The following is a 24,044-nucleotide window of genomic DNA, read 5'->3' as shown; positions in this document are numbered from 1 at the left end:
AATGGATTTGATCCGATCGAACCGGAGAGAGAAAATGTCGAAATCTGATAGGCCGGAGAAAGGCATCGCCAGTCCCTCCAGGCGCAACCTTCTGAAAGCGGGGCTTGCGGCCGGCGGCCTGGCCGCGACGGCCGGGTTCGCGCGTGCGGCCGAGCCGGATCCCTACAACCTGCCGCCCAATGTCGCCGACTGGAGCCGCTATCTCGGCGTCGGCGTCGACAACGCGCCCTACGGCATGCCGTCGGAGCATGAATCGGAGGTGGTGCGGCGCAGCGTCGAATGGCTGACTGCCTCGCGCGAGAGCTCGATCAATTTCACGCCGCTGCATGATCTCGACGGCATCATCACGCCGAACGGCCTGTGCTTCGAGCGCCACCACGGCGGCGTCGCCGAGATGAACCCGACCGATTACCGGTTGATGATCAACGGCCTCGTCGACAAGCCACTGATCTTTACGCTTGAGGACCTGAAGCGCTTTCCGCGCGAGAACCGGATCTATTTCCTGGAGTGTGCGGCGAATTCCGGCATGGAGTGGCGCGGCGCCCAGCTGAATGGCTGCCAGTTCACCCACGGCATGGTTCACTGCGTGATGTATACCGGCGTGCCGCTGAAATACATCCTGGAGGAGGCCGGTCTCAAGACCAACGCCAAGTGGATCATGCCGGAAGGCGGCGACGCGGCCGGAATGAACCGCTCCGTGCCGATCGAAAAGGCGCTCGACGACTGCATGGTCGCCTTCAAGATGAATGGCGAGGCGCTGCGTCCCGAGCAGGGCTATCCGGCGCGTCTGGTCGTCCCGGGCTGGGAAGGCAACATGTGGGTCAAGTGGCTGCGCCGCATCGAGGTGGGCGACCAGCCCTGGCACGCGCGCGAGGAGACGTCGAAATACACCGACCTCCTCGCCAACGGCAAGGCGCGGCGCTTCACCTGGGTGATGGACACAAAGTCCGTGATCACCAATCCGAGCCCGCAGGCGCCGATAACCCACGGCAAGGGCCAGACGGTGCTGACCGGTCTTGCCTGGTCGGGCAACGGCCGGATCACACGCGTCGACGTCACCCTCGATGGCGGTAAGAACTGGCATCAGGCGCGCATCGACGGGCCGAGCCTGCCCAAGGCGTTGCATCGTTTCTACTTCGAGTTCGACTGGGACGGGTCCGACCTGCTGCTGCAGTCGCGCGCCTATGACGAGACGGGCTACGTGCAGCCGACCAAGGACGAGCTCAGGGCCGTGCGCGGCGAGAATTCCATCTATCACAACAACGGCATTCAAACGTGGCACGTGATGGCCGACGGAGGGGTCGAAAATGTCGAAATTTCTTAAGGTCCTCACGGTTGCCGCCGGCGTTTCCCTCGTTGCCGGCGCGGCTGGCGCGGGCAAGCTCGGGCTCGGCACCGAGGCCACGCCCGAACAGATCGCCGGCTGGGACATCGATGTCCGCCCGGACGGGCAGGGACTTCCCGAGGGGCGTGGAACGGTCGCCGAGGGCGAGGTGGTCTTCGCCGAGCAATGCGCGATCTGCCACGGCGATTTCGCCGAAGGGGCGGGACGCTGGCCGGTTCTGGCCGGTGGCTGGGACACGCTGAAGAGCCAGAACCCGGTCAAGACCATCGGGTCCTACTGGCCCTATCTGTCGACGGTCTATGATTACATCTACCGGGCCATGCCGTTTGGCAACGCACAGAGCCTGACCCCCGACCAGACCTATGCGATCGTTGCCTATCTGCTGTATATGAACGATGTGGTGACGGACGACGAATTCGAGCTGTCGAAGGAGAATTTCACCTCGATCCGCATGCCGAACGAGGATGGTTTCATCGACGACGGCCGGCCGGACACGCCGCTGGTGTCCGAGGTCCAGCCTTGCATGACCGATTGCAAGGAGGAGGTGAAGATCACCAAGCGGGCGCGTATCATCGACGTGACGCCGGAAGACGATGGCGAGACTGCGGGGATCAACGTCGACTAGGATCGACGCCGGCCGGATTGGCGAACAGGGAGAACGCGGCATGCGGGGATCAGGCGGATATGCAGTGGTTCTGGCGGCCGCGTTTTTCGTTCTTGGCACAGGGGACGCGCTCGCCAGCGATCCGCTTCTTGACCAGGGCCGCAAGATCTTCCGCAAGTGCCAGTCCTGTCATCAGGTCGGCGTCAGCGCGAAACACACCGTCGGTCCCCTTCTCAACGACATCTACGGCCGGCGCGCCGGCACGCTTGAAGGCTATCGCTATTCCAGGGCGATGGAGGCCGCCGGACAGGACGGGCTCGTGTGGAGCGAGGAAGCGCTCTCCGCCTATCTGGAAGACCCCAAGAGCGCGGTCCACGGCACCAAGATGAATTTCGGCGGCTTGCGGGACCCGGACGACCGCCGGGCGGTGGTGGCCTTTTTACGCCAGTTTTCTCCGGGTGCGGCGAACATTCCCGAAGCGCCGCCGACCGCGCCGCTTGAAAACGCCGACCCGGAGGTCCCGCCGCATATTCTGGCGCTTGAAGGCGACCCGGACTACGGTGAATATCTGTCGTCGGAATGCGTGACCTGCCATCAGGCGGACGGCGAGGACAAGGGCATTCCCTCCATCACCGGCTGGCCGGGCGACCGGTTCGTGACGGTGATGCATGCCTACAAGACGAAGAGCCGGGACAACCCGGTCATGCAGTCCATTGCCGCCAGCCTGTCGGATGAGGAAATCGCCGCCCTCGCGGCTTATTTCTCCAAGGCGGGCCAATAACAAGACGCCGTCCATCGTGGGGACGGGGATCGCTGGGCCGTTTTCCGGGAGGATGCGACATGACGGGAATTTCGAGACGCCATTTCACACAAGGGCTGGGGGTTGTCGCAGGAGCGGGCGTTCTCGCCGGGCGGGGCCGTGCCGCCTTTGCCCAAGGACGGCCGAAGGTGGTGATCATCGGCGGCGGCGCCGGCGGTGCGACCGCGGCGCGCTATCTCGCCAAGGACAGCGAGGGCGCGATCGACATTACCCTGATCGAGCCGACCAAGACCTACTACACCTGCTTCTTCTCCAATCTCTATATCGGCGGGTTCCGTTCGTTTGAGTCCATCGGCCATTCCTATGCGACGCTGGCTTCCGACTATGGCGTCAACGTCGTTCACGACTGGGCGACCGGCATCGACCGGGATGCCAAGGAGGTGGCGCTCGCCTCCGGCGGCCGGGTCGCCTACGACCGGCTGGTCGTCGCACCGGGCATCGACTTCGATTACGACAGTGTGCCGGGCTATTCGATCGAGGCGTCGGGGCTGATGCCGCATGCCTGGAAGGCAGGCACGCAGACGGCTTTGCTGAAGAGCAAGATCGAGGCGATGCGCGAGGGCGGAACCTATGTGATGGTCGCCCCGCCGAACCCCTATCGCTGCCCGCCGGGGCCGTATGAACGCGTTTCGATGGTCGCGCACCACCTAAAATCAACAAATCCAAGCGCAAAAATTGTGATTCTTGATCCAAAAGAAGCCTTTTCCAAGCAGGCTTTGTTCATGGAGGGCTGGGAAAAGCACTATCCCGGCATGATCGAATGGCTGCCGAAATCGATCATCGGCGACATCAAGAATGTGGATGCGCGCGCGGGGACAATCGAGACCGATTTCGATACCTTCAAGGCCGATGTCGCCAATGTTATCCCCGCCCAGACGGCGGGAACCATCGCCCGCGACGCGGGGCTCGCCAATGACAGCGGCTACTGCCCGATCGAACCGGCGACACTGCGCAGCACGATGGATGCGGCGATCCATGTGCTGGGCGATAGCTGCATTGCCGGCGACATGCCGAAATCCGGCTTTTCCGCCAACAGCCAGGCGAAGGCGGCGGCGATGGCAATCCGTGCCGACCTGCTCGACGCCAAGGCCTTTCCGCCGCGGTTCTCGAACACCTGCTGGAGCCTGATCTCGACCGACAACGGCGTGAAGGTCGGCGCCCGCTACGAGGCGGGCGAAGACAAGATCGCCAAGACGGACGGGTTCATCAGTCAGACCGGAGAGGACGCCGAATTGCGCAAGGCGACCTACGAGGAATCGCTCGGCTGGTACGCCGGCATCACGGCCGACATGTTCGGCTGACGGCCGGGTCTGCCGAAACGACAAAGGGGCGGTCCGTCGGGCCGCCTCTTTTTCGTCCGGGGCGCAAGGCCGTTCAGGCGCGTCCGGACACCGGCTTGCGGATCTGTCCGCTCAGGCGGTCGGCGAAGGGGATGCGCGCGATCAGCCACGGCGGGGCGGTGGCCAACACCAGCCCGCTCATGATCAGCACGAAGCCCGCGAAGTGATAGGCGTGCAGCTCCTCGCCGAGGAAGACGACAGCCATCATCACGCCGTAGGGCGGCATGAGGTACATGAAAAGTCCGGTGGTCGACGGCCCGACGAGCTTGATGCCGTACTGGAAACAGGAAAAGGCGAGGACGGAGGACACCAGCGCGATGCCAAAGATCGAGGCCCAGGCGTCGCCGGAGACCGGAAACCGTCCGGTTTCCGCAATCTCGATGACGGTGAAGGGAAACAGCGTGATCGCACCGGCGAGCGCCAGGGCGGCGAAGAGCGAGAGCGTCGGGACCTCCGCCAGCGACTTGCGTTTCAGCAGCACAGAATAGAGCGCCCAGCTCAGGGCGGCGAGCGCGAAGATGACGTCGCCGGCGTTGAATTCCAGCGCCAGCAGGATGGACAGCGAGCCCTTCACCACGATCGCCACGACGCCGAGGATGGCAAGCGCAATGCCGATGCCCTCGCGCAAGCCCACCTGGCGCCCGCGAAACAGCCATTCCAAGAGCACGATCAGGATCGGCGAGGAGGTGTAGATCAAGGTGCCGTTCGTCGCCGTGGTGTAATTGAGCGCGAAATAGACGCCGGCGCCGCAGAACCACATGCCGAGCAGCCCCATCATGCCGATCAGGCTCCACTGCCGCAGCAGGGTGTCGCGGTGTTGCATCAGCCCCTTGTGGGCGAAGGGCAGGAGGATCGCGAAGGCCAGAACCCAGCGCAGGAATGCCAGCGTCCAGGGTTCGACGCTCGAAATCGCCGCGCGCCCGATCACCAGGTTCGACGAGAAGAACAGGGGCATGACAAGCAGGAGGGCGAACGCCCGGTGCCGTTGGTCGGCGGGATCGAACATCGAATGAACCTACGCGTGGGACCGCAAGACCGGAGCAAGCGTTGCGGGCGATGGGCCAGGCGCGTCAGCGGCGCGCAGCCGTGTCCCTCGGGTAGAGGGCCGGCGAACAAGTGATATCGCCGGAGGAGAGGTAAACGCAAGCGGCGGCCGCATCGGCCGCATTGGGGAAGGGGCCGGCCATCAGGCGCATCCCGCCCGGCCCTTGCGGATCCGCGACGATCCGGGAGGAAATCCCGGCGGGAAGGGCCGGTTGCGTTTCGCGGATTTCCGCCCAGCGGCTTTCCGCCGCCTCACGGCTTTCAAAGCGTCCCAGATCGAGGGCGAAATCGCTGCGTCCGATCCGGGTTCCGGTGTCGCCGGAAATACGTCCGGCCGCGCCGGAGACCGACAGCTCCGTGCCGTCGGTGCCGGCCATGGGACGCGCGGCAGGCACCGGCGCCGGTGCCGTGACATCGCCTGAAGGGGCCGGAATGGAGGCGACACTCGCCGGCGATTCCACACCGGGAAGCGCGACGATGCGCACAGGCTCGCGCAGGCTTGCCGGAAGGGTCTCTTCGGCAAAGCGCGTGGCGGTCGCGGGTTTCGCCGGCGCGCTGCGGGTGAGCGGACCGATCGGGGCGGGCAAGGTCTCGACGGGCCCCGGTTTTCCGGCAATTGCCTCGACCGCCGCATCCAGCGTGTCATTGAAGGGTGTCGGTTGGCGCGCCTTTGTCTCGTCGGTCTCCGTCGTTGCTGCGGACTGAGCGTCGGCGACCTTTTCGGCGAGGATGGCCTTGCGTTCCTGCAGGACCGCCACGGTGCGCCGGAGGGCGGCAACCTCGCGTCGCAGGGTTTCGACCTCGCTCTTGATCTGATGGCGGGCCTGGGCCGCATCCGTGCCGCCGACGGAGGGATAGATCTCCAGTCCGGCTCCTTGTTGCCTGCCGATCGATGCGGTTGTGGGGACATCGCCCGCCGGAGGAAGCCGGGTCATGGACATGCGCTGGCCGGTAGGGACGCCGGGCTGCGTCAGAAAAACCGAGGACACGCCGACGACGCCGAACAGAAGCGCTGCGCCGCCCCACAGCGAGATCCGCCCGGCATCGCCGAGCTTGCGGCCCCTGACGGGCGCTTTCTTGCTGTGTTCAAGCGGTTTCACGCGTTTGGTCCCGGCCCGGTTCGAATTCAGGTTCTAGAAAACCCCAAACAGGGTTAACAAGCGATAAAACTTGGTGGTTGGGCCATGATTTTCCCTTTTCTTTCGGTGCCGCCGGCGGTTTGCGCGGTCTGTGTCATGAATTGAAACAGGTTTTGATTGTGCGCGGGCATGGTGCGCGCACTAGAAGAAGCTGCGAATGAAACGCGCAACGGCGCGACTTGGCGAATTTGGAGACAGACATTCATGTGCGGAATCGTAGGGATCCTCGGGAGCGGCGCGGTTGCAGGGCAACTGGTGGACGCGCTGAAGCGGCTGGAGTACCGGGGGTATGATTCGGCGGGTGTCATCACGGTCGATGAAGGTGTGCTGACGCGCCGCCGGGCGCCGGGCAAGCTCAGGAACCTGCAGGAAAAGCTGGAGCGGTCGCCCTTGTCGGGCGCCGCAGGGATCGGCCATACGCGATGGGCAACCCACGGCGCGGCGACCGAGACCAACGCCCATCCGCATGTCGCACCCGGCGTGGCCGTCGTGCACAACGGGATCATCGAGAATCACCTCGAGCTGCGACGCGAGGTCGAAGCCGAGGGCGTCCGCCTGTCGAGCGAAACCGATACCGAAGTCGTGGCGTTTCTTGTGTCCCGCGAGATCGCGCGCGGCAGCAGCCCGAAGGAGGCGGTCGCCGCCGTCCTGCCGCGGCTTTCCGGCGCTTTCGCGCTGGCCTTCGTGTTCGAAAACGAGCCGGACCTCCTGATCGGTGCCCGTCGCGGTTCGCCGCTGGCGGTCGGATGCGGCGACGACGAGATGTACCTTGGCTCGGATGCGATTGCGCTGTCACCCTTCACCGACCGGATCATCTATCTGGAGGAGGGCGACTGGGTCGTGCTGACGCGCGCCGGGTGCAAGATCTTCAACCAGGCCAATGAGCCCGTCACCCGGAAGATGATCACCAGCGAGGCGGTGTCCCAGACCATCGAGAAGGGAAACTACCGGCACTTCATGGAAAAGGAGATCCATGAGCAGCCGGAGGTGATCGGCCACACGGTGTCGCGCTATCTCGACCTCGCGTCGATGACGACGGTGCTGGACGCCGGCAGCGAGGTGGATTTCACACGTCTCGACCGGCTCATCATCTCCGCCTGCGGAACGGCCTATTACGCGGGACTGGTGGCGAAATACTGGTTTGAGCGGATCGCGCGGCTGCCGGTGGAGATCGATGTCGCCTCCGAGTTCCGCTATCGCGAGGCGCCCTTGAGTAACCGCGACATGGCGCTGTTCATCTCCCAGTCCGGCGAGACGGCGGACACGCTGGCCTGCCTGCGCTACTGCAAGGCGGAAGGCGCGCGCACCGGGGCGATCGTCAATGTGCCGGAATCGACCATCGCCCGCGAGGCGGATCTGGTGTTCCCGACCATCGCGGGCCGGGAAATCGGCGTTGCCTCGACCAAGGCGTTCGTCTGCCAGCTGGCGGTTCTGGCCGCGCTCGCCGTCCACGCCGGACGCCAACGCGGTCATCTCGACGACGCGCAGGCGGCCGAGATGGTGCGGGCGCTGTCGGAGTTGCCGGCCCACCTCAGTCGCGCACTCGCCATCGAGCCGGAAATCGAGAAGCTTGCGCAGCCGCTGTCGCGCGCACGCGATGTCCTTTATCTCGGCCGGGGCACGAGTTTCGCGCTTGCCATGGAAGGCGCGCTCAAGCTCAAGGAGATCTCCTATATCCATGCCGAAGGCTATGCGGCAGGCGAACTCAAGCACGGGCCGATCGCGCTGATCGACGAGGAAGTGCCGGTCATCGTGATCGCGCCGCATGACGGCCTGTTCGAAAAGACGATGTCGAACATGCAGGAGGTCGCCGCGCGCGGCGGCAAGATCGTGCTGATTACCGATCAGGCCGGCTTCGCCGCCTGCAGCACGCCGACCTGGAAAACGATCGTCCTGCCGAATGTTCCGGAGTTCATCGCGCCGATCGTTCACTCCGTGCCGGTGCAGCTTCTGGCGTATCACACCGCCGTCTTCATGGGCACGGATGTCGACCAGCCGCGCAATCTGGCGAAGTCCGTCACGGTCGAATAGAAAAGTCCCGGCTGCAAACCGGAAACGAACGCCCGGCGCGTGCTAGGCGTTCGCGTGTCTCTCGGGTGCCGTATCAGTTGGCGGGTGCTGCGTCTTCCTCTGCCTCGGCAGGTTTGGGGCACAGCATGCCGAGGGTTCCAACGGTCACGCAGGACCGGCACCAGGTGATGCCCTGCGTTTCTTCCTGGCGCAGCAGTTCCTCCTCGCTCATTCCCTCGGGTGCGGGAATGCAGCTTCGCCCGCAGGGTTCCAGCGACGGATTTTCCGCACTGAGCAGGCTGTAGAGCCGACCGGAGGCACAAAGCGCGTCGGCGGGGGCGAATGCGCCGTCGACAGCAGCGGTGTCGCCATCCGGCGGGGCGTTTCCTGACGGTTCCTCCTGCTCATCCGGCGTTTCCGGCTCCGGGTTTGCCGGCGGCTCGGTCTCCGGCTGGCAGGCCTGGAACAGTTTCGCCAGGGTCTCCGGGTCGCTGTAGGGCGCGGTTGTCTCGCCCAGGTCGTTTTCCGAGCGGAACGCGTTCCACGCACTGCGCGTCCTGCGACCCGAGACGCCATCGACGGGACCGGCGTCGTAGCCGGCCTCGTTCAGGCAAGCCTGAATCCAGCGGACATTCTCCTGCGGCGTCGCACGCGGACGCTCCGGCGCGCAGCCGGTGCCATAGGGGCGATAGCCTTGCGCGCAGACGCAGCGGTTGCTGCTTTGCGAATAGACGAAGGGGAAGGTACAGGCCTGGCTGTCGCGGCGGACGCATTCCCCCTGCGACACGACATAGCCCGAGGGGCAAATGCAGCCACCTGCGCTTCGGGAATACTGCCAGGGCGCTTCGCAGGCCTGAGGGCGCACGACCGGCGGGATCGGCACGGGCAGGATGCAGCGACGCTGTGCCGGCGAATAGATGTAGGGCAACCGGCAGACGGGCCGGCGCGGCGGCATCACGCACCGCCCGTTGCGCAGCACGCGCGGCGGAGTACAGACGGTGGGGCGCGGCAGGACGCAGCGACCATTGCGCAGGACGCGCGGCGGGGCGCAGACGGTGGGGCGCGGCAGAACGCAGCGGCCATTGCGCATCACGCGCGGCGGGGCGCAGACTTGGGGACGCGGCAGGACGCAACGGCCGTTGCGCATCACGCGCGGCGGGGCGCAGACTTGGGGACGTGGCAGAACGCAGCGGCCGTTGCGCATCACGCGCGGCGGGGCGCAGACTTGGGGACGTGGCAGTACGCAGCGGCCGTTGCGCATCACGCGCGGCGGGGCGCAGACTTGGGGACGCGGCAGCACGCAGCGACCGTTGCGCATGACGCGGGGCGGGGCGCAGATGAGCGGCCGGTTGTTCGGGTTGATGACCGGTCCGTTGGGGCGGATGTCGATGATCTGGGCGCTGACAGGGCCACCGGAAAAGGACAGGGTGGCGACGCAAAGCACGAGAATGGCGAAACAATCGGCGATCCGGCGCGGTAGTGTGGGCGGCCGCTGTCGCTCCTCCCGGGTCGATCCGGCGTGCGTACGGGACAACATGAGCTTTCCTCTCATTTGTTTGGTGCCCGCAGCCGCTGCTGAAAGTTGATCCGTCCGGATGCGGGATGCCAGCAAGTCTGCGCCCGCGCGGACACTGCGACCGTGACCGACATCACATAGTCTCACACGTGCGTGAGAATTGGTAAACGCGGGGTGATACGGACGGCGGCCCTTTCGTCCGTTTGGTCAGGGGCTGTTCGGGCCCGAGGGGCGCGACAGGACATAGGTGGCGCAGGCAATCAGCACGACAGCGAGAACGACCGCAAGCGGCGGCTCCGGTCGGACGGTCAGCCAAAACACCAGGTAGCCGCTGGCCATCCCGGCCACTGCTGCAAATTTGGCCGGCACGGAAATCGCCCCGTTGGCGCGCCACGCGCGGATTGCCGGGCCGATGCGTGGATGGCGCAGCAACCAGCGCTCAAGCCGCGGCGAGGAGCGCGCGAAACAGGCAGCGGCGGCGATAAAGAAAACGGTCGAGGGCAGGATGGGCAGGAAGGCGCCGATCACGCCGATCGCGATCAGTCCGACGCCAACCGAGGCAAAGACGATCCGGGTTGCCGGATCGTGGCGCGGACGTCGGCGTCGCGGGGAGCGGGATGGCGAATTTCTGGTCATCTGTCGCCTATCGATTCCCCAATCGCTCGATCTGCATTATGTATTGCGCAATACGCCAGATGCAGGCAAACGCGGAATGTCCCATGCGCCAGCTATGGCGCGCAACTTGCATTGTGGTCGTTGATGACTCACGCAGGGTACGACAGGACAATGAGCGGCGATACGACTTCCGGAAACACCGAGGATGGCAGCGGCAAGGGGCCCCGGCCGCGCCCGGTCACGCGGCTGAGAAACTATTTCCTCACCGGCCTGGTCATCGCCGGGCCGCTGGGCATTACGGCCTATCTGACCTGGTCCATCGTCCAGTGGGTGGACGGCTGGATCAAGCCGCTCATCCCGGCGGTCTACAATCCCGATACCTATCTGCCGTTTCCCGTTCCCGGGATCGGCTTGATCGTGGCGTTTCTCGGGCTGGTGATTATCGGCTTCCTTACGGCCAATATCGCCGGACGGACGCTGATTTCCTATGGTGAATCCCTGCTCGGGCGCATGCCCGTGGTGCGCAACCTGCACAGCGGGCTGAAGCAGATCTTCGAGACGATCCTCGCCGAACGGTCCAACAGCTTCAAGAAGGCGGCGATCATCCAGTATCCGCGCCCGGGCCTGTGGGCGATCGTCTTCATCGCAACCGATGCCCGGGGCGAGGTCGCCCACAAGCTGCACTCCTACAATGAGGACGTCACGGCGGTGTTCCTGCCGACCACCCCCAACCCGACGTCCGGGTTTCTGCTCTATGTGCCGCGCGACGAGATCATCGAGCTGGACATGTCCGTCGAAGCGGCGGCCAAGCTCGTCATCTCCGCGGGCCTCGTCAGTCCGGACTGGGACACGGTGCTGCCGCTGAAGGATGCCAAGGCGCCGGGAAAGGCCGAACGGGCGCTTGAAACGGCGGAGTGAGGCTCAGCCGGCGCGCAACAGGCGGATCGCCTCGTCGCGCGAAAACAGGTAGAGCAGCACCCGCAGGGCCTGTCCGCGCGGCCTGGTCAGCTCGGGATCCGTTTCCAGTATGAGCCTTGCATCGTCGCGCGCCGTCTCCAGAAGATCGGCCTGCTCGGCGGCGTCGGCGATGCGAAAGCCGGGCGAGCCCGACTGGCGCGTGCCCAGGATCTCGCCTTCGCCGCGCAGTCTGAGATCTTCTTCCGCAATCAGGAAGCCGTCGTTGGTCTCGCGCATGATCGACAGGCGCGCCCGCGCGGTCTCGCCGATCGGCGTCTTGTAGAGCAGCAGACACGTTGAGGCTTCCGACCCGCGCCCGACGCGGCCGCGCAGCTGATGCAATTGCGACAGGCCGAAGCGTTCCGCGTGCTCGATCACCATGATGGTTGCGTCGGGCACGTCGACGCCGACCTCGATCACCGTGGTCGCAACCAGAAGCTGGACCGGTCCGTCCTTGAAGGCGGACATGGCGTCGGCCTTCTCGTCGCTGGTCATGCGTCCGTGCACGAGCGCGACGCGGGGTCCAAGCAGCTGCTGCAGCACCTCGAAGCGTTCCTCCGCCGCCGCGAGGTCGGATTTCTCCGATTCCTCGACCAGCGGACACACCCAATAGGCCTTCTTGCCGTCGTCGAGTGCGGCGCGAAGGCGCTCGACGACGTCGTCCATGCGATCCAGCGGAACGGTGACGGTCTTGATCGGCTGGCGACCGGCGGGCTTTTCCGTCAGCCGCGAGACGTCCATGTCGCCGAAGAAGGTCAGCACCAGCGTGCGCGGGATCGGGGTTGCCGTCATCACCAGCATGTCGACGCCCTTGCCCTTGGCGGAAAGCGTCAGGCGCTGGTGCACGCCGAAGCGATGCTGCTCGTCGACGATTGCCAAGCCGAGGTTGGCGAACTCGACGTCGTTCTGAAACAGCGCATGGGTGCCGACGATCAGGTCGACCCCGCCGGCTTCCAGCGCCGCGCGGGTCTCGCGCTTGTGTTTCGCCGTGTCGCGCCCCGTCAGGCAGGCGATGCGAATGCCGGCAGCCTCGCAGAGCGGCGCAAGCGAGAGATAATGCTGGCGCGCCAGGATTTCCGTCGGCGCCATGAACACGGTTTGCGCCCCGGATTCGATCACCGCGGCGGCGGCCATCAGCGCGACGATGGTCTTGCCGGCCCCGACATCGCCCTGCAGCAGCCGGAGCATGCGCACCGGTTCGGCGAGGTCCGTCTCGATGTCCGCGACTGCCGCAAGCTGTCCGCCCGTCAGTGAATAGGGAAGGGCGGCAAGGATCTTCGCCTTGAGCCGGCCGTCGAAGATGCGCGCGATCCCCCTGGTCTGGCGCATGGAGCGGCGCACCAGCGCGAGCGCGAGCTGGTTTGCCAGAAACTCGTCATAGCTGAGCCGCATGCGCGCGGCGATTGCCTCGTCCGCGCCCAGCGCGTCGGTGGGTGGACGATGCAGCGTGCGCAGGGCCTCGCCAAACCCCGGCCAAGCGCTTCGCCGGCCATGTTCGCCGTCCAGCCAGTCGGGCAATTCCGGCACGAGGTCGAGGGCGGCGGCCATCGCCTTTTGAAGCATCTTGGACGACAGGCCCTGGGTCAGCGGATAGACCGGCTCCACCAGGGGGAGACTTGCCGCATCCTCCGCCATCACCATGTGATCGGGATGGATCATCTGCGGTTGGCCGTTGAACCATTCGATGCGGCCCGAAACGACCATGTCGGCACCGACGGGAAGCGTTTTTTCCAGCCAGCTCTGGCGGGCGTGAAAAAAGACGAGCGTCAGGTCGCCGCTGTCGTCATGTGCCTGGATGCGATAGGGCGCCCGGCTGTGGCGCGGTGGCGGCTGGTGCCGGTCGATGTGAACGTCGAGGGTAACGATCGCGCCTTCCTCGGCTCGCGCCACACCCGGCCGCAGACGCCGGTCGATCACGCCGGTCGGCAGATGTAGCAAGAGGTCGACCACATAGGGTTCGCGGTCTGCGCCCACTCCGAGCAGCGTTGCCAGATGACGGGCGGTGCGCGGACCGATGCCGGGCAGGGCCGAAATGGGAGCGAAGAGCGGATCGAGCAACGTGGGGCGCATGGGGTCTCGGGCGGTTTCGGGCAGGCCGATGGATCACGGTCGGTCGGGTGGCGCGACGGCGCATTGAGTTTCGCGCCGGGGCCGCTATAACCCGCGAACCCACGAAGTTCTGTCAAGAGCAAGCGCCAAAATCAAACACGAGCGCGAGGAAGACAATCATGCCCGACCCTTCGGACCCGAACGCGAGCGCCGGCCCGGACCCGCAAGACGCCCGGCGCAAGCGTATGCTCTACCGGTGTCAGCACCGGGGCATGAAGGAAATGGATATCCTGCTCGGCAATTATGCGAAGGCGCATCTGCAGGCGCTCGGCGATGACGATCTCGACACGCTGGAGCAGCTAATGGATGTGCCGGATCAGGACCTGTTCAGTTGGATGATCGGCAGCGTGCCGGTGCCGGCGAATTACGATACGCCGATCTATCGGGCGATCGTGGAATTTCAGCGGACCGGCTGACGCCTGATATCGTCCTGCGCGCCGCATCGCCAACGCAGGGCGAGAAGATGAACGAGGCGGCGGTTCGCCTTATTGTGCGCAAGGATACGCAAGTTGCAGCTTGAGAAGGTGCTTTCGCAACACGGCAGTGCCGTCGTCACCGGGGTTCCAGACGGGGCGGAGGCGCTGGTGCTCGGCCGGATGCTCGCCGACGGCGCGGCCGGACTGCGGCTGGTGTTCGTGGCGCGCGACGGCGCTCATGCCCGCTCCGTCCAGGAGGCGCTGGGCTATTTCGCGCCGTCCGCCGAGGTGCTCGACCTTCCTGCCTGGGACTGCCTGCCATACGACCGCGTCTCGCCCAATCCGGCCATCGTGGCCAGGCGCCTGACGACCCTTGCGCGTCTTGCAAGCCCGGAGCCGCTGAGCGCGCCGACGGTTCTGATGACCACCGCCAATGCGGTGCTGCAGCGGTTGCCGTCGCGCGCCTTCGCCACCGGTCAGTCCTGGTCGGCGAAACCCGGCAATGTCATCAAGCTCGCCGACCTCGTTGCCTGGCTCGAGACCAACGGCTTCGCCCGCGCCTCCACGGTGCAGGACACCGGCGAATATGCCGTGCGCGGCGGCATCGTCGACGTCTATGCGCCCGGTATGGAACAGCCCGTGCGGCTCGACTTCTTCGGCGACACGCTGGAATCGCTGCGCTCCTTCGACACCCAGACCCAGCGCACCACGAAGCAGCTCAAGCGGCTCGATCTCGTGGCGATGAGCGAGGTGGTCCTTTCGCAGGAGGCGATCTCGCGCTTCCGCAAGGGCTATGTCGCGCAGTTCGGCGCGTCCGAGCGCGACGACATACTCTATCAGTCGATTAGCGAAGGCCGCCGCTATGCCGGCATGGAACACTGGCTGCCGCTGTTCCACGAGACGCTGGAGACGATCTTCGACTATGCGGGCGAGACGCCTTTTGTGCTGTCGGCCGCGCTCGAGGACGTGGTGCGCGAGCGTCAGGAGCAGGTGGCCGAACACCATGCCGCCCGTCGCGAAGTTCGCGAAAGCAGCGGCCGCGCGGGCTCCGTCCCCTACAAGCCGTTGCCGCCGGAAGCGCTCTATCTGACCGACGCGGAGTGGGCCGCGGGCCTTGCCGATGGAACCTCGCTGCGGCTGTCCGCATTCGACGTGCCGCCTGGAACGGGGGTCGCGACGGTGCCGCTCGACGGCCGTCAGGGGCGCAGTTTCGCCGCCGAGCGCGCCGCCGGCGACGTCAATGTGTTCGACACGCTGACCGCGCATGTAACGGCCCGGCGCAAGGCGGGAAACCGGATCGTCATCGCCTGCTGGAGCGAAGGCTCGCGGGAACGCCTGTCGCATGTGCTGGCCGATCACGGCCTCGACCGCACGGTTCCGGTGGCAAGCGATGCCGATGCGCAGGCCCTGCCGAAGGGCATGACGGCGCTGGCGCTTCTCGGCGTCGAGCAGGGGTTCGAGGTCGGAAACCTGACACTGATCTGCGAGCAGGACATTCTCGGCGACCGGCTGGTGCGCCAGCGCCGGCGCAAATCGTCCGGCGCCAATGTGCTGACGGAAGCCTCGAGCCTGTCGCAGAACGATCTCGTCGTCCATGCGGAGCACGGCATCGGCCGTTTCATCGGACTGAAAACCATCGAGGCGGTGGGCGCGCCGCATGATTGCCTCGAGCTGCAATACGCCGGCGGCGACAAGCTGTTCCTGCCGGTGGAGAACATCGAGCTTCTGACCCGTTACGGCTCGGAAGACACCGAGGCGCAGCTCGACAAGCTGGGCGGCGGGGCCTGGCAGGCGCGCAAGGCGCGCATGAAGAAGCGCATCCTCGAGATCGCCGACGGGCTGATCAAGACGGCGGCTGCGCGCGCGCTCAAGACCGCCCCAGCGATTTCGCCGCCGGAAGGCGCCTATGACGAATTCGCCGCCCGCTTCCCTTATGAGGAGACCGACGATCAGATGAACGCCATCGACGCGGTGTTCGAGGATCTGGTGTCCGGGCGGCCGATGGACCGGCTGGTCTGCGGCGATGTCGGCTTCGGCAAGACCGAGGTCGCGCTGCGCGCCGCCTTTATCGCGGCGATGACGGGCCGGCAGGTGGCTCTTGTCGTGCCGACGACCCTGCTTGCCCGCCAGCACTACAAGACGTTTTCCGAGCGCTTCCAGGGGCTGCCGATCCAGGTCGCGCATGCGTCGCGGCTGGTGCCGGCCAAGGAGCTGTCGGCGACCAAGAAGGGCCTGGCGGACGGATCCATCGATATCGTCATCGGCACCCATGCGCTGCTCGGCAAGGGCGTGACCTTCCGCGACCTCGGTCTGCTGATCATTGACGAGGAGCAGCATTTCGGCGTCAAGCACAAGGAACGGCTCAAGGAGCTCAAGTCCGAGGTCCATGTGCTGACGCTTTCTGCGACGCCGATCCCGCGCACGCTGCAACTGGCACTGACGGGCGTCCGGGAACTGTCGCTGATCGCGACCCCGCCGGTGGACCGGCTGGCGGTGCGCACCTTCATCTCGCCCTTCGATCCCGTCGTTGTGCGCGAGGCGCTGTTGCGCGAGCGCTATCGCGGCGGCCAGAGCTTCTATGTCTGCCCGCGAGTGTCGGATCTGGCCGACACCAAGGCCTTCCTCGACGAGACCGTGCCGGAGGTGAAGGTTGCGGTCGCCCACGGCCAGATGCCGGCCGGCGAGCTTGAAGACGTCATGAATGCCTTCTACGAGGGCAAATACGACGTGCTGCTGTCGACGACCATCGTGGAATCCGGGCTCGACGTGCCGACCGCCAACACGCTGATCGTGCATCGGGCGGACATGTTCGGCCTGTCGCAGCTCTATCAGCTCCGCGGCCGCGTCGGCCGCTCCAAGACGCGCGCCTATGCCCTGTTCACGGTGCCGGCCAACAAGACGCTGACCGCCACCGCGGAACGCCGGCTCAAGGTGCTGCAGTCGCTCGACAGCCTTGGGGCGGGCTTTCAGCTCGCCAGCCACGACCTCGACATTCGCGGTGCGGGAAACCTGCTCGGCGAGGAACAGTCCGGCCACATCAAGGAGGTCGGCTTCGAGCTATACCAGCAGATGCTGGAAGAGGCGGTTGCCCAGCTCAAGGATGGCGGCGATGCGGGGCTCGAGGAAGCCTGGTCGCCGCAGATCCAGGTCGGTACGCCGGTGCTCATCCCGGAAAGCTATGTCGCCGACCTGCCGCTGCGCCTGTCGCTTTACCGACGTCTTGCCGATCTCGCCGCGCCGGAAGAGATCGATGCCTTCGGCGCGGAACTGATCGACCGTTTCGGCCCGCTGCCGGAGGAGGTCGAGCATCTCTTGAAGATCGTCTACATCAAGGGCCTGTGCCGCCGCGCCAATGTGGAGAAGATCGACGCCGGCCCGAAGGGTGTCGTCATCGCCTTCCGCGGCAATGAGTTCCCCAACCCGGCCGGCTTGGTGTCCTACATCGGCGAGCAGGGCGTGCTCGCCAAGATCCGCCCCGACCAGAAGGTTGTGCTGTCGCGCGACTGGGCGACGGCGGACCAGCGTCTCAAGGGCTCGGCCGCCGTGCTCTTGAAGCTGGTGCGGCTGGCGGAGGCGGACAGCAAGGCGGCGTGAGGCCGCAGCACCCGCGTCGGCACCGGACGAAACGGCATGCGAGGCGAGACCGCTTCCGCCTCGCGCGCCAGCATTTCGAATGCGTTTGGAAACGCCTCATTAAGGCTGTTGGGCGATGATGAATCGTATCGAGCGGTTCGTATTCAGTCAGGTCTCGTCGCCCCGTGTTTGTCAAAACAACCCGTCATCGTCGCAAGGCTCTCTGGCAGCGGCTCGTCTCGCCGACGATCGCCGCGCTGCTCGTCGCCTATTTCGCGTTTCATGCGCTCAATGGCGAGTTGGGGCTCGTTGGCAAGGCGCGGCTCGATCTGCGCTACGACAAGCTGCAGCAGGAGTTTTCCGCGCTCAAGGCAGAACGCGAGGCCTTGCTGCGCAAGGTGGTTCTGCTGCGCCCCGAGAGCCTCGATCCCGACATGATCGACGAGCGCGCGCGCGCGAGCCTCAACCTGGTCCATCCGAACGAACTGGCGATCCTGCGTCCGTCGCCTCGCCTGTAATTTAATCGAATTCCGATTAAATAACTGATTTGAACCAAAAATCAGTTTAAACGCATTTCGTTCTGTAAATGCAGGCACTTCGTCTGCCTTTTATCTCCGCTGTGCGCGCTTTCATTGACTTTTGCAATGGAGTACCTTCCGCTAAGTTGCTGAAGGGGAAACGCGGCTCCCGTGTGGGGCTTTTCAAGCGAGATGAGGGACATGGCTGCAACGTCACGCAAGACCACCGGCACACGGGCGAAAAGCACGAGCCGGTCCAAGGGAGGGGCGGCCAAGGCGTCGCCCGCGATCGTCGACTTCACCAAGGAGCAGGAGCTCGAGGCCTATCGGCACATGCTGCTGATCCGCCGCTTCGAGGAAAAGGCCGGCCAGCTTTACGGCATGGGCCTGATCGGCGGCTTCTGCCATCTCTACATCGGTCAGGAAGCGGTCGTCGTCGGCATGCGCATGGCGTCGAAGGACGGCGACCAGATGATCACCGGTTACCGCGACCACGGCCACATGCTGGCCATGGACATGGATCCCAAGGGCGTGATGGCGGAACTGACCGGACGCCGGGGCGGCTATTCCAAGGGGAAGGGCGGCTCCATGCACATGTTCTCCAAGGAAAAGCAGTTCTACGGCGGCCACGGTATCGTCGGCGCGCAGGTCTCGCTCGGCACCGGCCTTGGCTTTGCCAACCGCTACCGGGAGAACGGCGCGGTGGCGATGACCTTCTTCGGCGACGGCGCCTCCAACCAGGGCCAGGTCTACGAGAGCTTCAACATGGCCCAGCTGTGGAAGCTGCCGGTCATCTATGTGATCGAGAACAACAAATACGGCATGGGCACCAGCGTCGAACGTGCGTCCGCCACGACCGACCTGTCGCAGCGCGGCGCATCCTTCGGGATCCCCGGCGAGCAGGTCGACGGCATGGATGTGCGCGCCGTGATGGCGGCGAGCGAAAAGGCGCTCGAACACTGCCGTTCGGGCAAGGGGCCGTACATCCTGGAGATGATCACCTATCGCTACCGCGGACACTCCATGTCCGATCCGGCGAAATACCGCTCCAAGGACGAGGTCCAGAAGATGCGGACCGAGCACGACCCGATCGAGCAGGTCCGCAAACGGCTGCTCGACAACGACTGGGCGAGCGAGGACGACCTCAAGGCCATCGACAAGAAGGTGCGCGAGGTTGTCGCGGAGTCTGCGGAATTCGCCCAGAGCGATCCGGAGCCGGACGCGTCCGAGCTTTATACCGATATTCTTCTTTGAGGGTGGGGACGCACGATGCCGATTGAAATCTTGATGCCGGCCCTCTCGCCGACGATGGAAGAGGGCACCCTGGCGAAATGGGTGAAGAAAGAAGGCGACAGCGTCACTGCGGGTGACGTGATCGCCGAGATCGAGACCGACAAGGCGACGATGGAAGTCGAGGCCGTGGACGAGGGCACCATCGGCAAGATCCTTGTCGAAGAGGGCACCGAGAACGTGAAGGTCAACACGCCGATCGCCATGCTTTTGGGTGAGGGCGAGGATGCCTCCGCGCTGGACGCGGCTTCCGCGCCCGCCAAGAAGGACGAACCGGCCTCCGCCGACACGGGCGGAACCGAAACGGCGGCCGCGGCTCCGCAGACGCCGGTCTATGCCCAGCCGGTCGCGCCCGCGCCCGAGGATGCGCAGGACCCCGACATTCCCGAAGGCACGCCGATGAAGACCTCGACCGTGCGCGAAGCGCTGCGCGACGCGATGGCCGAGGAAATGCGCCGCGACAAGGATGTCTTCCTCATGGGCGAGGAAGTCGCCGAATACCAGGGCGCCTACAAGATCTCGCAAGGTCTGCTCGACGAATTCGGTCCCAAGCGGGTGATCGACACGCCGATCACCGAGCATGGCTTCACCGGCCTCGGCGTTGGCGCCGCGATGGCGGGCCTGCGCCCGATCGTGGAGTTCATGACCTTCAACTTCGCCATGCAGGCGATCGACCAGATCATCAACTCCGCCGCCAAGACGCTCTACATGTCCGGCGGTCAGATGGGCGCGCCGATCGTGTTCCGCGGCGCCAATGGCGCGGCCGCGCGCGTCGGTGCGCAGCACAGCCAGGACTATGCCTCCTGGTATGCGCATGTTCCGGGCCTCAAGGTCGTGCAGCCCTATTCGGCGGCCGATGCCAAGGGCCTGCTCAAGGCGGCGATCCGCGACCCGAACCCGGTCGTCTTCCTGGAAAACGAGATCCTCTACGGCCAGTCCTTCGAGATCCCGGACATGGACGATTTCGTCCTGCCGATCGGCAAGGCGAAGATCGAGCGCAAGGGCAGCGACGTCACCATCGTCTCCTGGGGCATCGGCATGACCTATGCCACCAAGGCGGCCGACGAACTCGCCTCGCAGGGCATCTCTGCCGAGGTGATCAACATGCGCAGCATCCGGCCGCTCGACATCGACACGGTGATCGCCTCGGTGAAGAAGACCGGGCGTCTCGTCACGGTGGAGGAAGCCTATCCGATGTGCTCTGTGTCGTCGGAAATCGGCTACCAGGTCCAGGAGCAGGCCTTCGACTGGCTCGACGCGCCGATCCTGCGGGTCACCGGCAAGGATGTTCCGATGCCCTATGCCGCCAACCTGGAAAAGCTGGCGCTGCCGACGGTTGCGGAAGTCATCGATGCGGTGAAAGCCGTCACCTACACGGACTGAGGCGAGGGACAGACGATGCCGATCAAGATTTTGATGCCTGCCCTGTCTCCGACCATGGAAGAGGGCAATCTGGCCAAATGGCTGGTCAAGGAAGGCGACAGCGTCACCGCCGGTGACGTGATCGCCGAGATCGAGACCGACAAGGCGACGATGGAAGTCGAAGCCGTCGACGAGGGAACCGTCGGCAAGATCCTCGTGTCCGAAGGTTCGGAAGGGGTGAAGGTCAACGAGGTGATCGCGCTGCTGCTCGAAGAGGGCGAGGACGCGTCCGCGCTCGAGGGCGCCGGCAGTGGATCCGGCGGCGATGGCGGTGGTCCGAAGGCCGATGCGCCTGCCGCCGCGCCGGAGCCGAAGGCGGACGCCGCCCCGGCCGCGCCCGCACCCGAGCTTGCCAAGGCTCCGCCGCCGCCGGCCGCCGCCGCTGGCGGGCGGATCTTCGCCTCGCCGCTGGCCCGCCGGCTTGCCGCGCAGAACGATCTCGACCTCAAGGCGCTGTCGGGCAGTGGTCCGCACGGTCGCATCGTGAAGCGCGATGTCGACAAGGCGATTTCCGAAGGCACCGGCAAGGCCGCCGCGCCCGCTGCTGCCGAGGCGCCCAAGGCCGCCGCGGCCGCACCGGCACCGGCAAAGGGCCCGTCGAGCGAGCAGATCCTCAAGAACTTCGAGGACGGCTCCTACGAACTCGTTGCGCACGACGGCATGCGCAAGACCATTGCCCGCCGCCTGCAGGAATCCAAGCAGACCATCCCGCATTTCTATGTGACGGTGGATTGCGAACTGGACGCCCTTCTGGCGCTGCGCGGCCAGCTCAACGCGGCCGCGCCGACCGACAAGGACGGCAAGCCCGCCTACAAGCTCTCGGTCAACGACATGACCATCAAGGCGCTGGCGCTGGCGCTGCGTGACGTTCCGGACGCGAATGTGTCCTGGACCGACGAGGCGATGGTCAAGCACAAGCACGCCGACGTCGGTGTGGCCGTGTCGATCCCCGGCGGGCTGATCACTCCGATCGTGCGTCAGGCCGAAATGAAGCCGCTGTCGGTCATCTCCAACGAGATGAAGGACATGGGTGCCCGCGCCAAGGCCAAGAAGCTGAAGCCCGAGGAATATCAGGGTGGCACGACGGCGGTCTCCAACATGGGCATGATGGGCGTGCGCGACTTCGCGGCGGTGGTCAATCCGCCGCATGCGACGATCCTGGCCGTCGGAGCGGGCCAGAAGCGGCCCGTCGTCAAGGACGATGCGCTGGCCATCGCCACGATGATGACCGTCACGCTTTCCACCGATCACCGGGCCGTCGACGGCGCCCTCGGGGCGGAGCTTCTCGCCGCCTTCAAGGGCTACATCGAAAACCCGATGTCGATGCTGGTGTAAGCACCGGGCGGCGCGCGGGGATCCCGCGCGCCGCCTGTCTTTCAAGGATTGCCGTTATCTGGACGCGCGCGGCACCGCCGCAGCGGCTCCAACGACCCATCTGGAGGGGACTTCATGAGCGCGACGTCATATGACGTGATCATCATCGGCTCGGGGCCGGGCGGCTATGTCACCGCAATCCGGGCCGCGCAACTGGGCATGAAAACCGCCATCGTGGAGCGCGAGCACCTGGGCGGCATCTGCCTCAACTGGGGCTGCATCCCGACCAAGGCGCTGCTGCGCTCGGCCGAGATCCTCGATCACGCCAATCATGCCAAGGACTATGGCCTGACGCTTGAGGGCAAGATGACCGCCGACGTCAAGGACGTGGTCAAGCGCTCGCGCGGCGTCTCCGCCCGCCTCAACGGCGGCATCGGCTTCCTGATGAAGAAGAACAAGATCGACGTGATCTGGGGCGAGGCGAAGCTGACGAAGCCCGGCGAGATCGTCGTCGGCAAGCCGTCCAAGCCCGCCGTCGAGCCGCAGCATCCGGCGCCCAAGGGCACCAAGGGCGAAGGCACCTACACGGCCAAGCACATCATCGTCGCCACAGGCGCGCGTCCGCGCGCGTTGCCCGGCATCGAGCCGGACGGCAAGCTGATCTGGACCTATTTCGAGGCGATGAAGCCGGACACGTTGCCGAAGTCCATCGTCGTCATGGGGTCGGGCGCCATCGGCATCGAGTTCGCCTCCTTCTACCGCTCCATGGGCACGGAAGTGACGGTCGTCGAGGTGATGTCGCAGGTCATGCCGGTGGAAGACCCGGAGATTTCCGCGATTGCCCGCAAGGCGCTGGAAAAGCGCGGCATCAAGATCCTGACCGAGGCGAAGGTCGCCAAGGTCGACAAGGCGGCGAATTCGATCACCGCCCATGTCGAGACCAAGGACGGAAAGACGCAGACGATCAGCGCCGACCGGCTGATTTCCGCCGTCGGCGTTCAGGGCAACATCGAGGGCCTTGGCCTGGAAGAGCTCGGCGTGAAAACCGACCGCGGCTGCGTCGTGATCGACGGCTACGGCAAGACCAACGTTCCGGGCGTCTATGCCATTGGCGATGTCGCCGGCCCGCCGATGCTCGCGCACAAGGCGGAGCATGAGGGCGTCGTCTGCATCGAGAAGATCGCCGGCCTGCCGAATGTTCACGCGATGGACAAGGGCAAGATCCCGGGCTGCACCTATTGCAATCCGCAGGTCGCCTCCGTCGGTCTCACGGAAGCCAAGGCCAAGGAACAGGGCCGGGAGGTCCGCGTCGGGCGTTATTCGTTCAATGCCAACGGCAAGGCCATCGCCCTTGGCGAGGACAACGGCATGATCAAGACCATCTTCGACAAGAAGACGGGCGAGCTGCTCGGCGCGCATATGGTCGGGACCGAGGTCACCGAACTGATCCAGGGCTTTGTCGTCGCGATGAATTTGGAGACGACCGAGGAAGAGCTGATGCACACGATCTTCCCGCATCCGACGCTGTCGGAGATGATGAAGGAAAGCGTGCTCGACGCCTACGGACGCGTGCTGAACGCCTGAGGCTGGTGAGGCCGGGCAAAGCGCCGTGCAGTGGCCGTGCCGTTGCTTGTGTTGTCCGGAAGAACCTCTACCTTTGGCAAGCGCCCGCGGGCGCACACGCAACGGGGGACTTGCTATGGAAATCGAAAACATACTGATCTGGTGCGTCATCGGCCTGATCGCCGGCTGGCTGGCAAGCCTCGTGCTCGGCGGGGGCGGGTTGATCCGGTATCTGATCTCCGGCCTGATCGGCGCGTTCGTCGGCGGCTTCCTGTTCAACCTGCTCGGCATAGACATCAACCTCGGCAATGCCATCGTCAACCAGATCGTGGTTGCGACCGTCGGCGCGATTGTCGTCGTCTTCGTCGCCCGGCGGATCACCTGATACTTGCAACGAAAGAGGCTGCCGGCCGGACCTGTCGGGCTGGCAGTCTCCGTTTCACGGGGTG

19 protein-coding genes are annotated in these 24,044 nt (G+C 65.3%); 14 read left to right on the top strand and 5 right to left on the bottom strand.

What is annotated here, in order from left to right; translation table 11 throughout:
- The first annotated feature begins 34 nt into the window (after positions 1 to 34).
- Genes soxC through LC092_RS05170 form a run of 4 tightly spaced genes read left to right on the top strand, consistent with a single transcriptional unit; the run spans position 35 to position 4,070 of the window.
- The gene (soxC, locus tag LC092_RS05185; RefSeq protein ID WP_224805379.1) at positions 35 to 1,324 is read left to right on the top strand and encodes a sulfite dehydrogenase; all 1,290 of its coding nucleotides are present in this window, start codon (positions 35 to 37) and stop codon (positions 1,322 to 1,324) included.
- Positions 1,308 to 1,970, top strand: a complete 663-nt coding sequence (locus tag LC092_RS05180; protein ID WP_224805378.1) for a c-type cytochrome — start codon at positions 1,308 to 1,310, stop codon at positions 1,968 to 1,970. Before soxC ends, LC092_RS05180 begins: the two co-directional genes overlap by 17 nt.
- A gap of 40 nt (positions 1,971 to 2,010) precedes the next feature.
- On the top strand, positions 2,011 to 2,730 hold the full coding sequence (locus tag LC092_RS05175; RefSeq protein WP_224805377.1) for a c-type cytochrome: 720 nt from the start codon (positions 2,011 to 2,013) through the stop codon (positions 2,728 to 2,730).
- A 59-nt stretch (positions 2,731 to 2,789) separates the two neighbouring features.
- A complete protein-coding gene (locus LC092_RS05170; protein WP_224805376.1) occupies positions 2,790 to 4,070 on the top strand; it encodes an NAD(P)/FAD-dependent oxidoreductase in 1,281 nt (426 codons plus the stop codon).
- 73 nt (positions 4,071 to 4,143) lie between these two features.
- On the opposite strand, the gene LC092_RS05165 is transcribed toward LC092_RS05170, so the two are convergent.
- The gene (locus tag LC092_RS05165) at positions 4,144 to 5,115 is read right to left on the bottom strand and encodes a DMT family transporter (protein ID WP_224805375.1); all 972 of its coding nucleotides are present in this window, start codon (positions 5,113 to 5,115) and stop codon (positions 4,144 to 4,146) included.
- 64 nt (positions 5,116 to 5,179) lie between these two features.
- Positions 5,180 to 6,253 carry an SPOR domain-containing protein gene (locus tag LC092_RS21260; RefSeq protein ID WP_224805374.1) on the bottom strand — a complete coding sequence of 358 codons (1,074 nt, stop codon included), beginning with the start codon at positions 6,251 to 6,253 and terminating at the stop codon, positions 5,180 to 5,182.
- 243 nt (positions 6,254 to 6,496) lie between these two features.
- Between LC092_RS21260 and glmS the strand changes: the two genes are divergently transcribed.
- Positions 6,497 to 8,323, top strand: a complete 1,827-nt coding sequence (gene glmS / locus LC092_RS05155) for a glutamine--fructose-6-phosphate transaminase (isomerizing) (RefSeq protein WP_224805373.1) — start codon at positions 6,497 to 6,499, stop codon at positions 8,321 to 8,323.
- 73 nt (positions 8,324 to 8,396) lie between these two features.
- Here glmS and LC092_RS05150 read toward each other — a convergent pair whose 3' ends face one another.
- Together LC092_RS05150 and LC092_RS05145 are read right to left on the bottom strand one after the other, a co-directional pair.
- Positions 8,397 to 9,839 carry a peptidoglycan-binding domain-containing protein gene (locus LC092_RS05150; protein WP_224805372.1) on the bottom strand — a complete coding sequence of 481 codons (1,443 nt, stop codon included), beginning with the start codon at positions 9,837 to 9,839 and terminating at the stop codon, positions 8,397 to 8,399.
- Positions 9,840 to 10,025: 186 nt separating this feature from the next.
- Positions 10,026 to 10,454 carry a YbaN family protein gene (locus LC092_RS05145; RefSeq protein ID WP_263627016.1) on the bottom strand — a complete coding sequence of 143 codons (429 nt, stop codon included), beginning with the start codon at positions 10,452 to 10,454 and terminating at the stop codon, positions 10,026 to 10,028.
- A 150-nt stretch (positions 10,455 to 10,604) separates the two neighbouring features.
- Here LC092_RS05145 and LC092_RS05140 point away from each other — a divergent pair, with 150 nt between their 5' ends.
- On the top strand, positions 10,605 to 11,351 hold the full coding sequence (locus LC092_RS05140; RefSeq protein ID WP_224805371.1) for a DUF502 domain-containing protein: 747 nt from the start codon (positions 10,605 to 10,607) through the stop codon (positions 11,349 to 11,351).
- 3 nt (positions 11,352 to 11,354) lie between these two features.
- Here LC092_RS05140 and recG read toward each other — a convergent pair whose 3' ends face one another.
- A complete protein-coding gene (recG, locus tag LC092_RS05135) occupies positions 11,355 to 13,460 on the bottom strand; it encodes an ATP-dependent DNA helicase RecG (protein ID WP_224805370.1) in 2,106 nt (701 codons plus the stop codon).
- Between the two features lie 158 nt (positions 13,461 to 13,618).
- Here recG and LC092_RS05130 point away from each other — a divergent pair, with 158 nt between their 5' ends.
- The 8 genes from LC092_RS05130 to LC092_RS05095 all read left to right on the top strand — a co-directional run bounded on the left by LC092_RS05130 (position 13,619) and on the right by LC092_RS05095 (position 23,980).
- The gene (locus LC092_RS05130) at positions 13,619 to 13,915 is read left to right on the top strand and encodes a succinate dehydrogenase assembly factor 2 (RefSeq protein WP_224805369.1); all 297 of its coding nucleotides are present in this window, start codon (positions 13,619 to 13,621) and stop codon (positions 13,913 to 13,915) included.
- A gap of 93 nt (positions 13,916 to 14,008) precedes the next feature.
- A complete protein-coding gene (gene mfd / locus LC092_RS05125; protein ID WP_224805368.1) occupies positions 14,009 to 17,509 on the top strand; it encodes a transcription-repair coupling factor in 3,501 nt (1,166 codons plus the stop codon).
- A gap of 164 nt (positions 17,510 to 17,673) precedes the next feature.
- Positions 17,674 to 18,006 carry an FtsB family cell division protein gene (locus tag LC092_RS05120; RefSeq protein WP_224805367.1) on the top strand — a complete coding sequence of 111 codons (333 nt, stop codon included), beginning with the start codon at positions 17,674 to 17,676 and terminating at the stop codon, positions 18,004 to 18,006.
- Positions 18,007 to 18,207: 201 nt separating this feature from the next.
- The gene (gene pdhA, locus LC092_RS05115) at positions 18,208 to 19,260 is read left to right on the top strand and encodes a pyruvate dehydrogenase (acetyl-transferring) E1 component subunit alpha (RefSeq protein WP_224805366.1); all 1,053 of its coding nucleotides are present in this window, start codon (positions 18,208 to 18,210) and stop codon (positions 19,258 to 19,260) included.
- 15 nt (positions 19,261 to 19,275) lie between these two features.
- On the top strand, positions 19,276 to 20,679 hold the full coding sequence (locus LC092_RS05110; RefSeq protein ID WP_224805365.1) for a pyruvate dehydrogenase complex E1 component subunit beta: 1,404 nt from the start codon (positions 19,276 to 19,278) through the stop codon (positions 20,677 to 20,679).
- 15 nt (positions 20,680 to 20,694) lie between these two features.
- Complete coding sequence (locus LC092_RS05105; protein WP_224805364.1) at positions 20,695 to 22,053, top strand: pyruvate dehydrogenase complex dihydrolipoamide acetyltransferase; 1,359 nt, start codon at positions 20,695 to 20,697, stop codon at positions 22,051 to 22,053.
- A 114-nt stretch (positions 22,054 to 22,167) separates the two neighbouring features.
- Positions 22,168 to 23,616 (top strand): dihydrolipoyl dehydrogenase, encoded by a 1,449-nt coding sequence (lpdA, locus tag LC092_RS05100; RefSeq protein WP_224805363.1) that lies wholly within the window; start codon positions 22,168 to 22,170, stop codon positions 23,614 to 23,616.
- A gap of 115 nt (positions 23,617 to 23,731) precedes the next feature.
- A complete protein-coding gene (locus LC092_RS05095; RefSeq protein WP_224805362.1) occupies positions 23,732 to 23,980 on the top strand; it encodes a GlsB/YeaQ/YmgE family stress response membrane protein in 249 nt (82 codons plus the stop codon).
- The last annotated feature ends 64 nt before the right edge of the window (positions 23,981 to 24,044 follow it).

This window comes from Stappia stellulata (genome assembly GCF_020176715.1).
Taxonomy (GTDB): domain Bacteria; phylum Pseudomonadota; class Alphaproteobacteria; order Rhizobiales; family Stappiaceae; genus Stappia.
The sequence above is the reverse complement of the archived record's forward strand: the minus strand, read 5'-3'. Positions and strand labels throughout refer to the sequence as shown.

What these genes read in the sequence shown, in the direction of transcription:
- soxC (WP_224805379.1), top strand. Translation starts at nt 35, where the DNA reads ATGTCGAAATCTGATAGGCCGGAGAAAGGCATCGCCAGTCCCTCCAGG.
- LC092_RS05180 (WP_224805378.1), top strand. Translation starts at nt 1,308, where the DNA reads ATGTCGAAATTTCTTAAGGTCCTCACGGTTGCCGCCGGCGTTTCCCTC.
- LC092_RS05175 (WP_224805377.1), top strand. Translation starts at nt 2,011, where the DNA reads ATGCGGGGATCAGGCGGATATGCAGTGGTTCTGGCGGCCGCGTTTTTC.
- LC092_RS05170 (WP_224805376.1), top strand. Translation starts at nt 2,790, where the DNA reads ATGACGGGAATTTCGAGACGCCATTTCACACAAGGGCTGGGGGTTGTC.
- LC092_RS05165 (WP_224805375.1), bottom strand. Translation starts at nt 5,115, where the DNA reads ATGTTCGATCCCGCCGACCAACGGCACCGGGCGTTCGCCCTCCTGCTT.
- glmS (WP_224805373.1), top strand. Translation starts at nt 6,497, where the DNA reads ATGTGCGGAATCGTAGGGATCCTCGGGAGCGGCGCGGTTGCAGGGCAA.
- LC092_RS05150 (WP_224805372.1), bottom strand. Translation starts at nt 9,839, where the DNA reads ATGTTGTCCCGTACGCACGCCGGATCGACCCGGGAGGAGCGACAGCGG.
- LC092_RS05145 (WP_263627016.1), bottom strand. Translation starts at nt 10,454, where the DNA reads ATGACCAGAAATTCGCCATCCCGCTCCCCGCGACGCCGACGTCCGCGC.
- LC092_RS05140 (WP_224805371.1), top strand. Translation starts at nt 10,605, where the DNA reads ATGAGCGGCGATACGACTTCCGGAAACACCGAGGATGGCAGCGGCAAG.
- recG (WP_224805370.1), bottom strand. Translation starts at nt 13,460, where the DNA reads ATGCGCCCCACGTTGCTCGATCCGCTCTTCGCTCCCATTTCGGCCCTG.
- LC092_RS05130 (WP_224805369.1), top strand. Translation starts at nt 13,619, where the DNA reads ATGCCCGACCCTTCGGACCCGAACGCGAGCGCCGGCCCGGACCCGCAA.
- pdhA (WP_224805366.1), top strand. Translation starts at nt 18,208, where the DNA reads ATGGCTGCAACGTCACGCAAGACCACCGGCACACGGGCGAAAAGCACG.
- LC092_RS05110 (WP_224805365.1), top strand. Translation starts at nt 19,276, where the DNA reads ATGCCGATTGAAATCTTGATGCCGGCCCTCTCGCCGACGATGGAAGAG.
- LC092_RS05105 (WP_224805364.1), top strand. Translation starts at nt 20,695, where the DNA reads ATGCCGATCAAGATTTTGATGCCTGCCCTGTCTCCGACCATGGAAGAG.
- lpdA (WP_224805363.1), top strand. Translation starts at nt 22,168, where the DNA reads ATGAGCGCGACGTCATATGACGTGATCATCATCGGCTCGGGGCCGGGC.
- LC092_RS05095 (WP_224805362.1), top strand. Translation starts at nt 23,732, where the DNA reads ATGGAAATCGAAAACATACTGATCTGGTGCGTCATCGGCCTGATCGCC.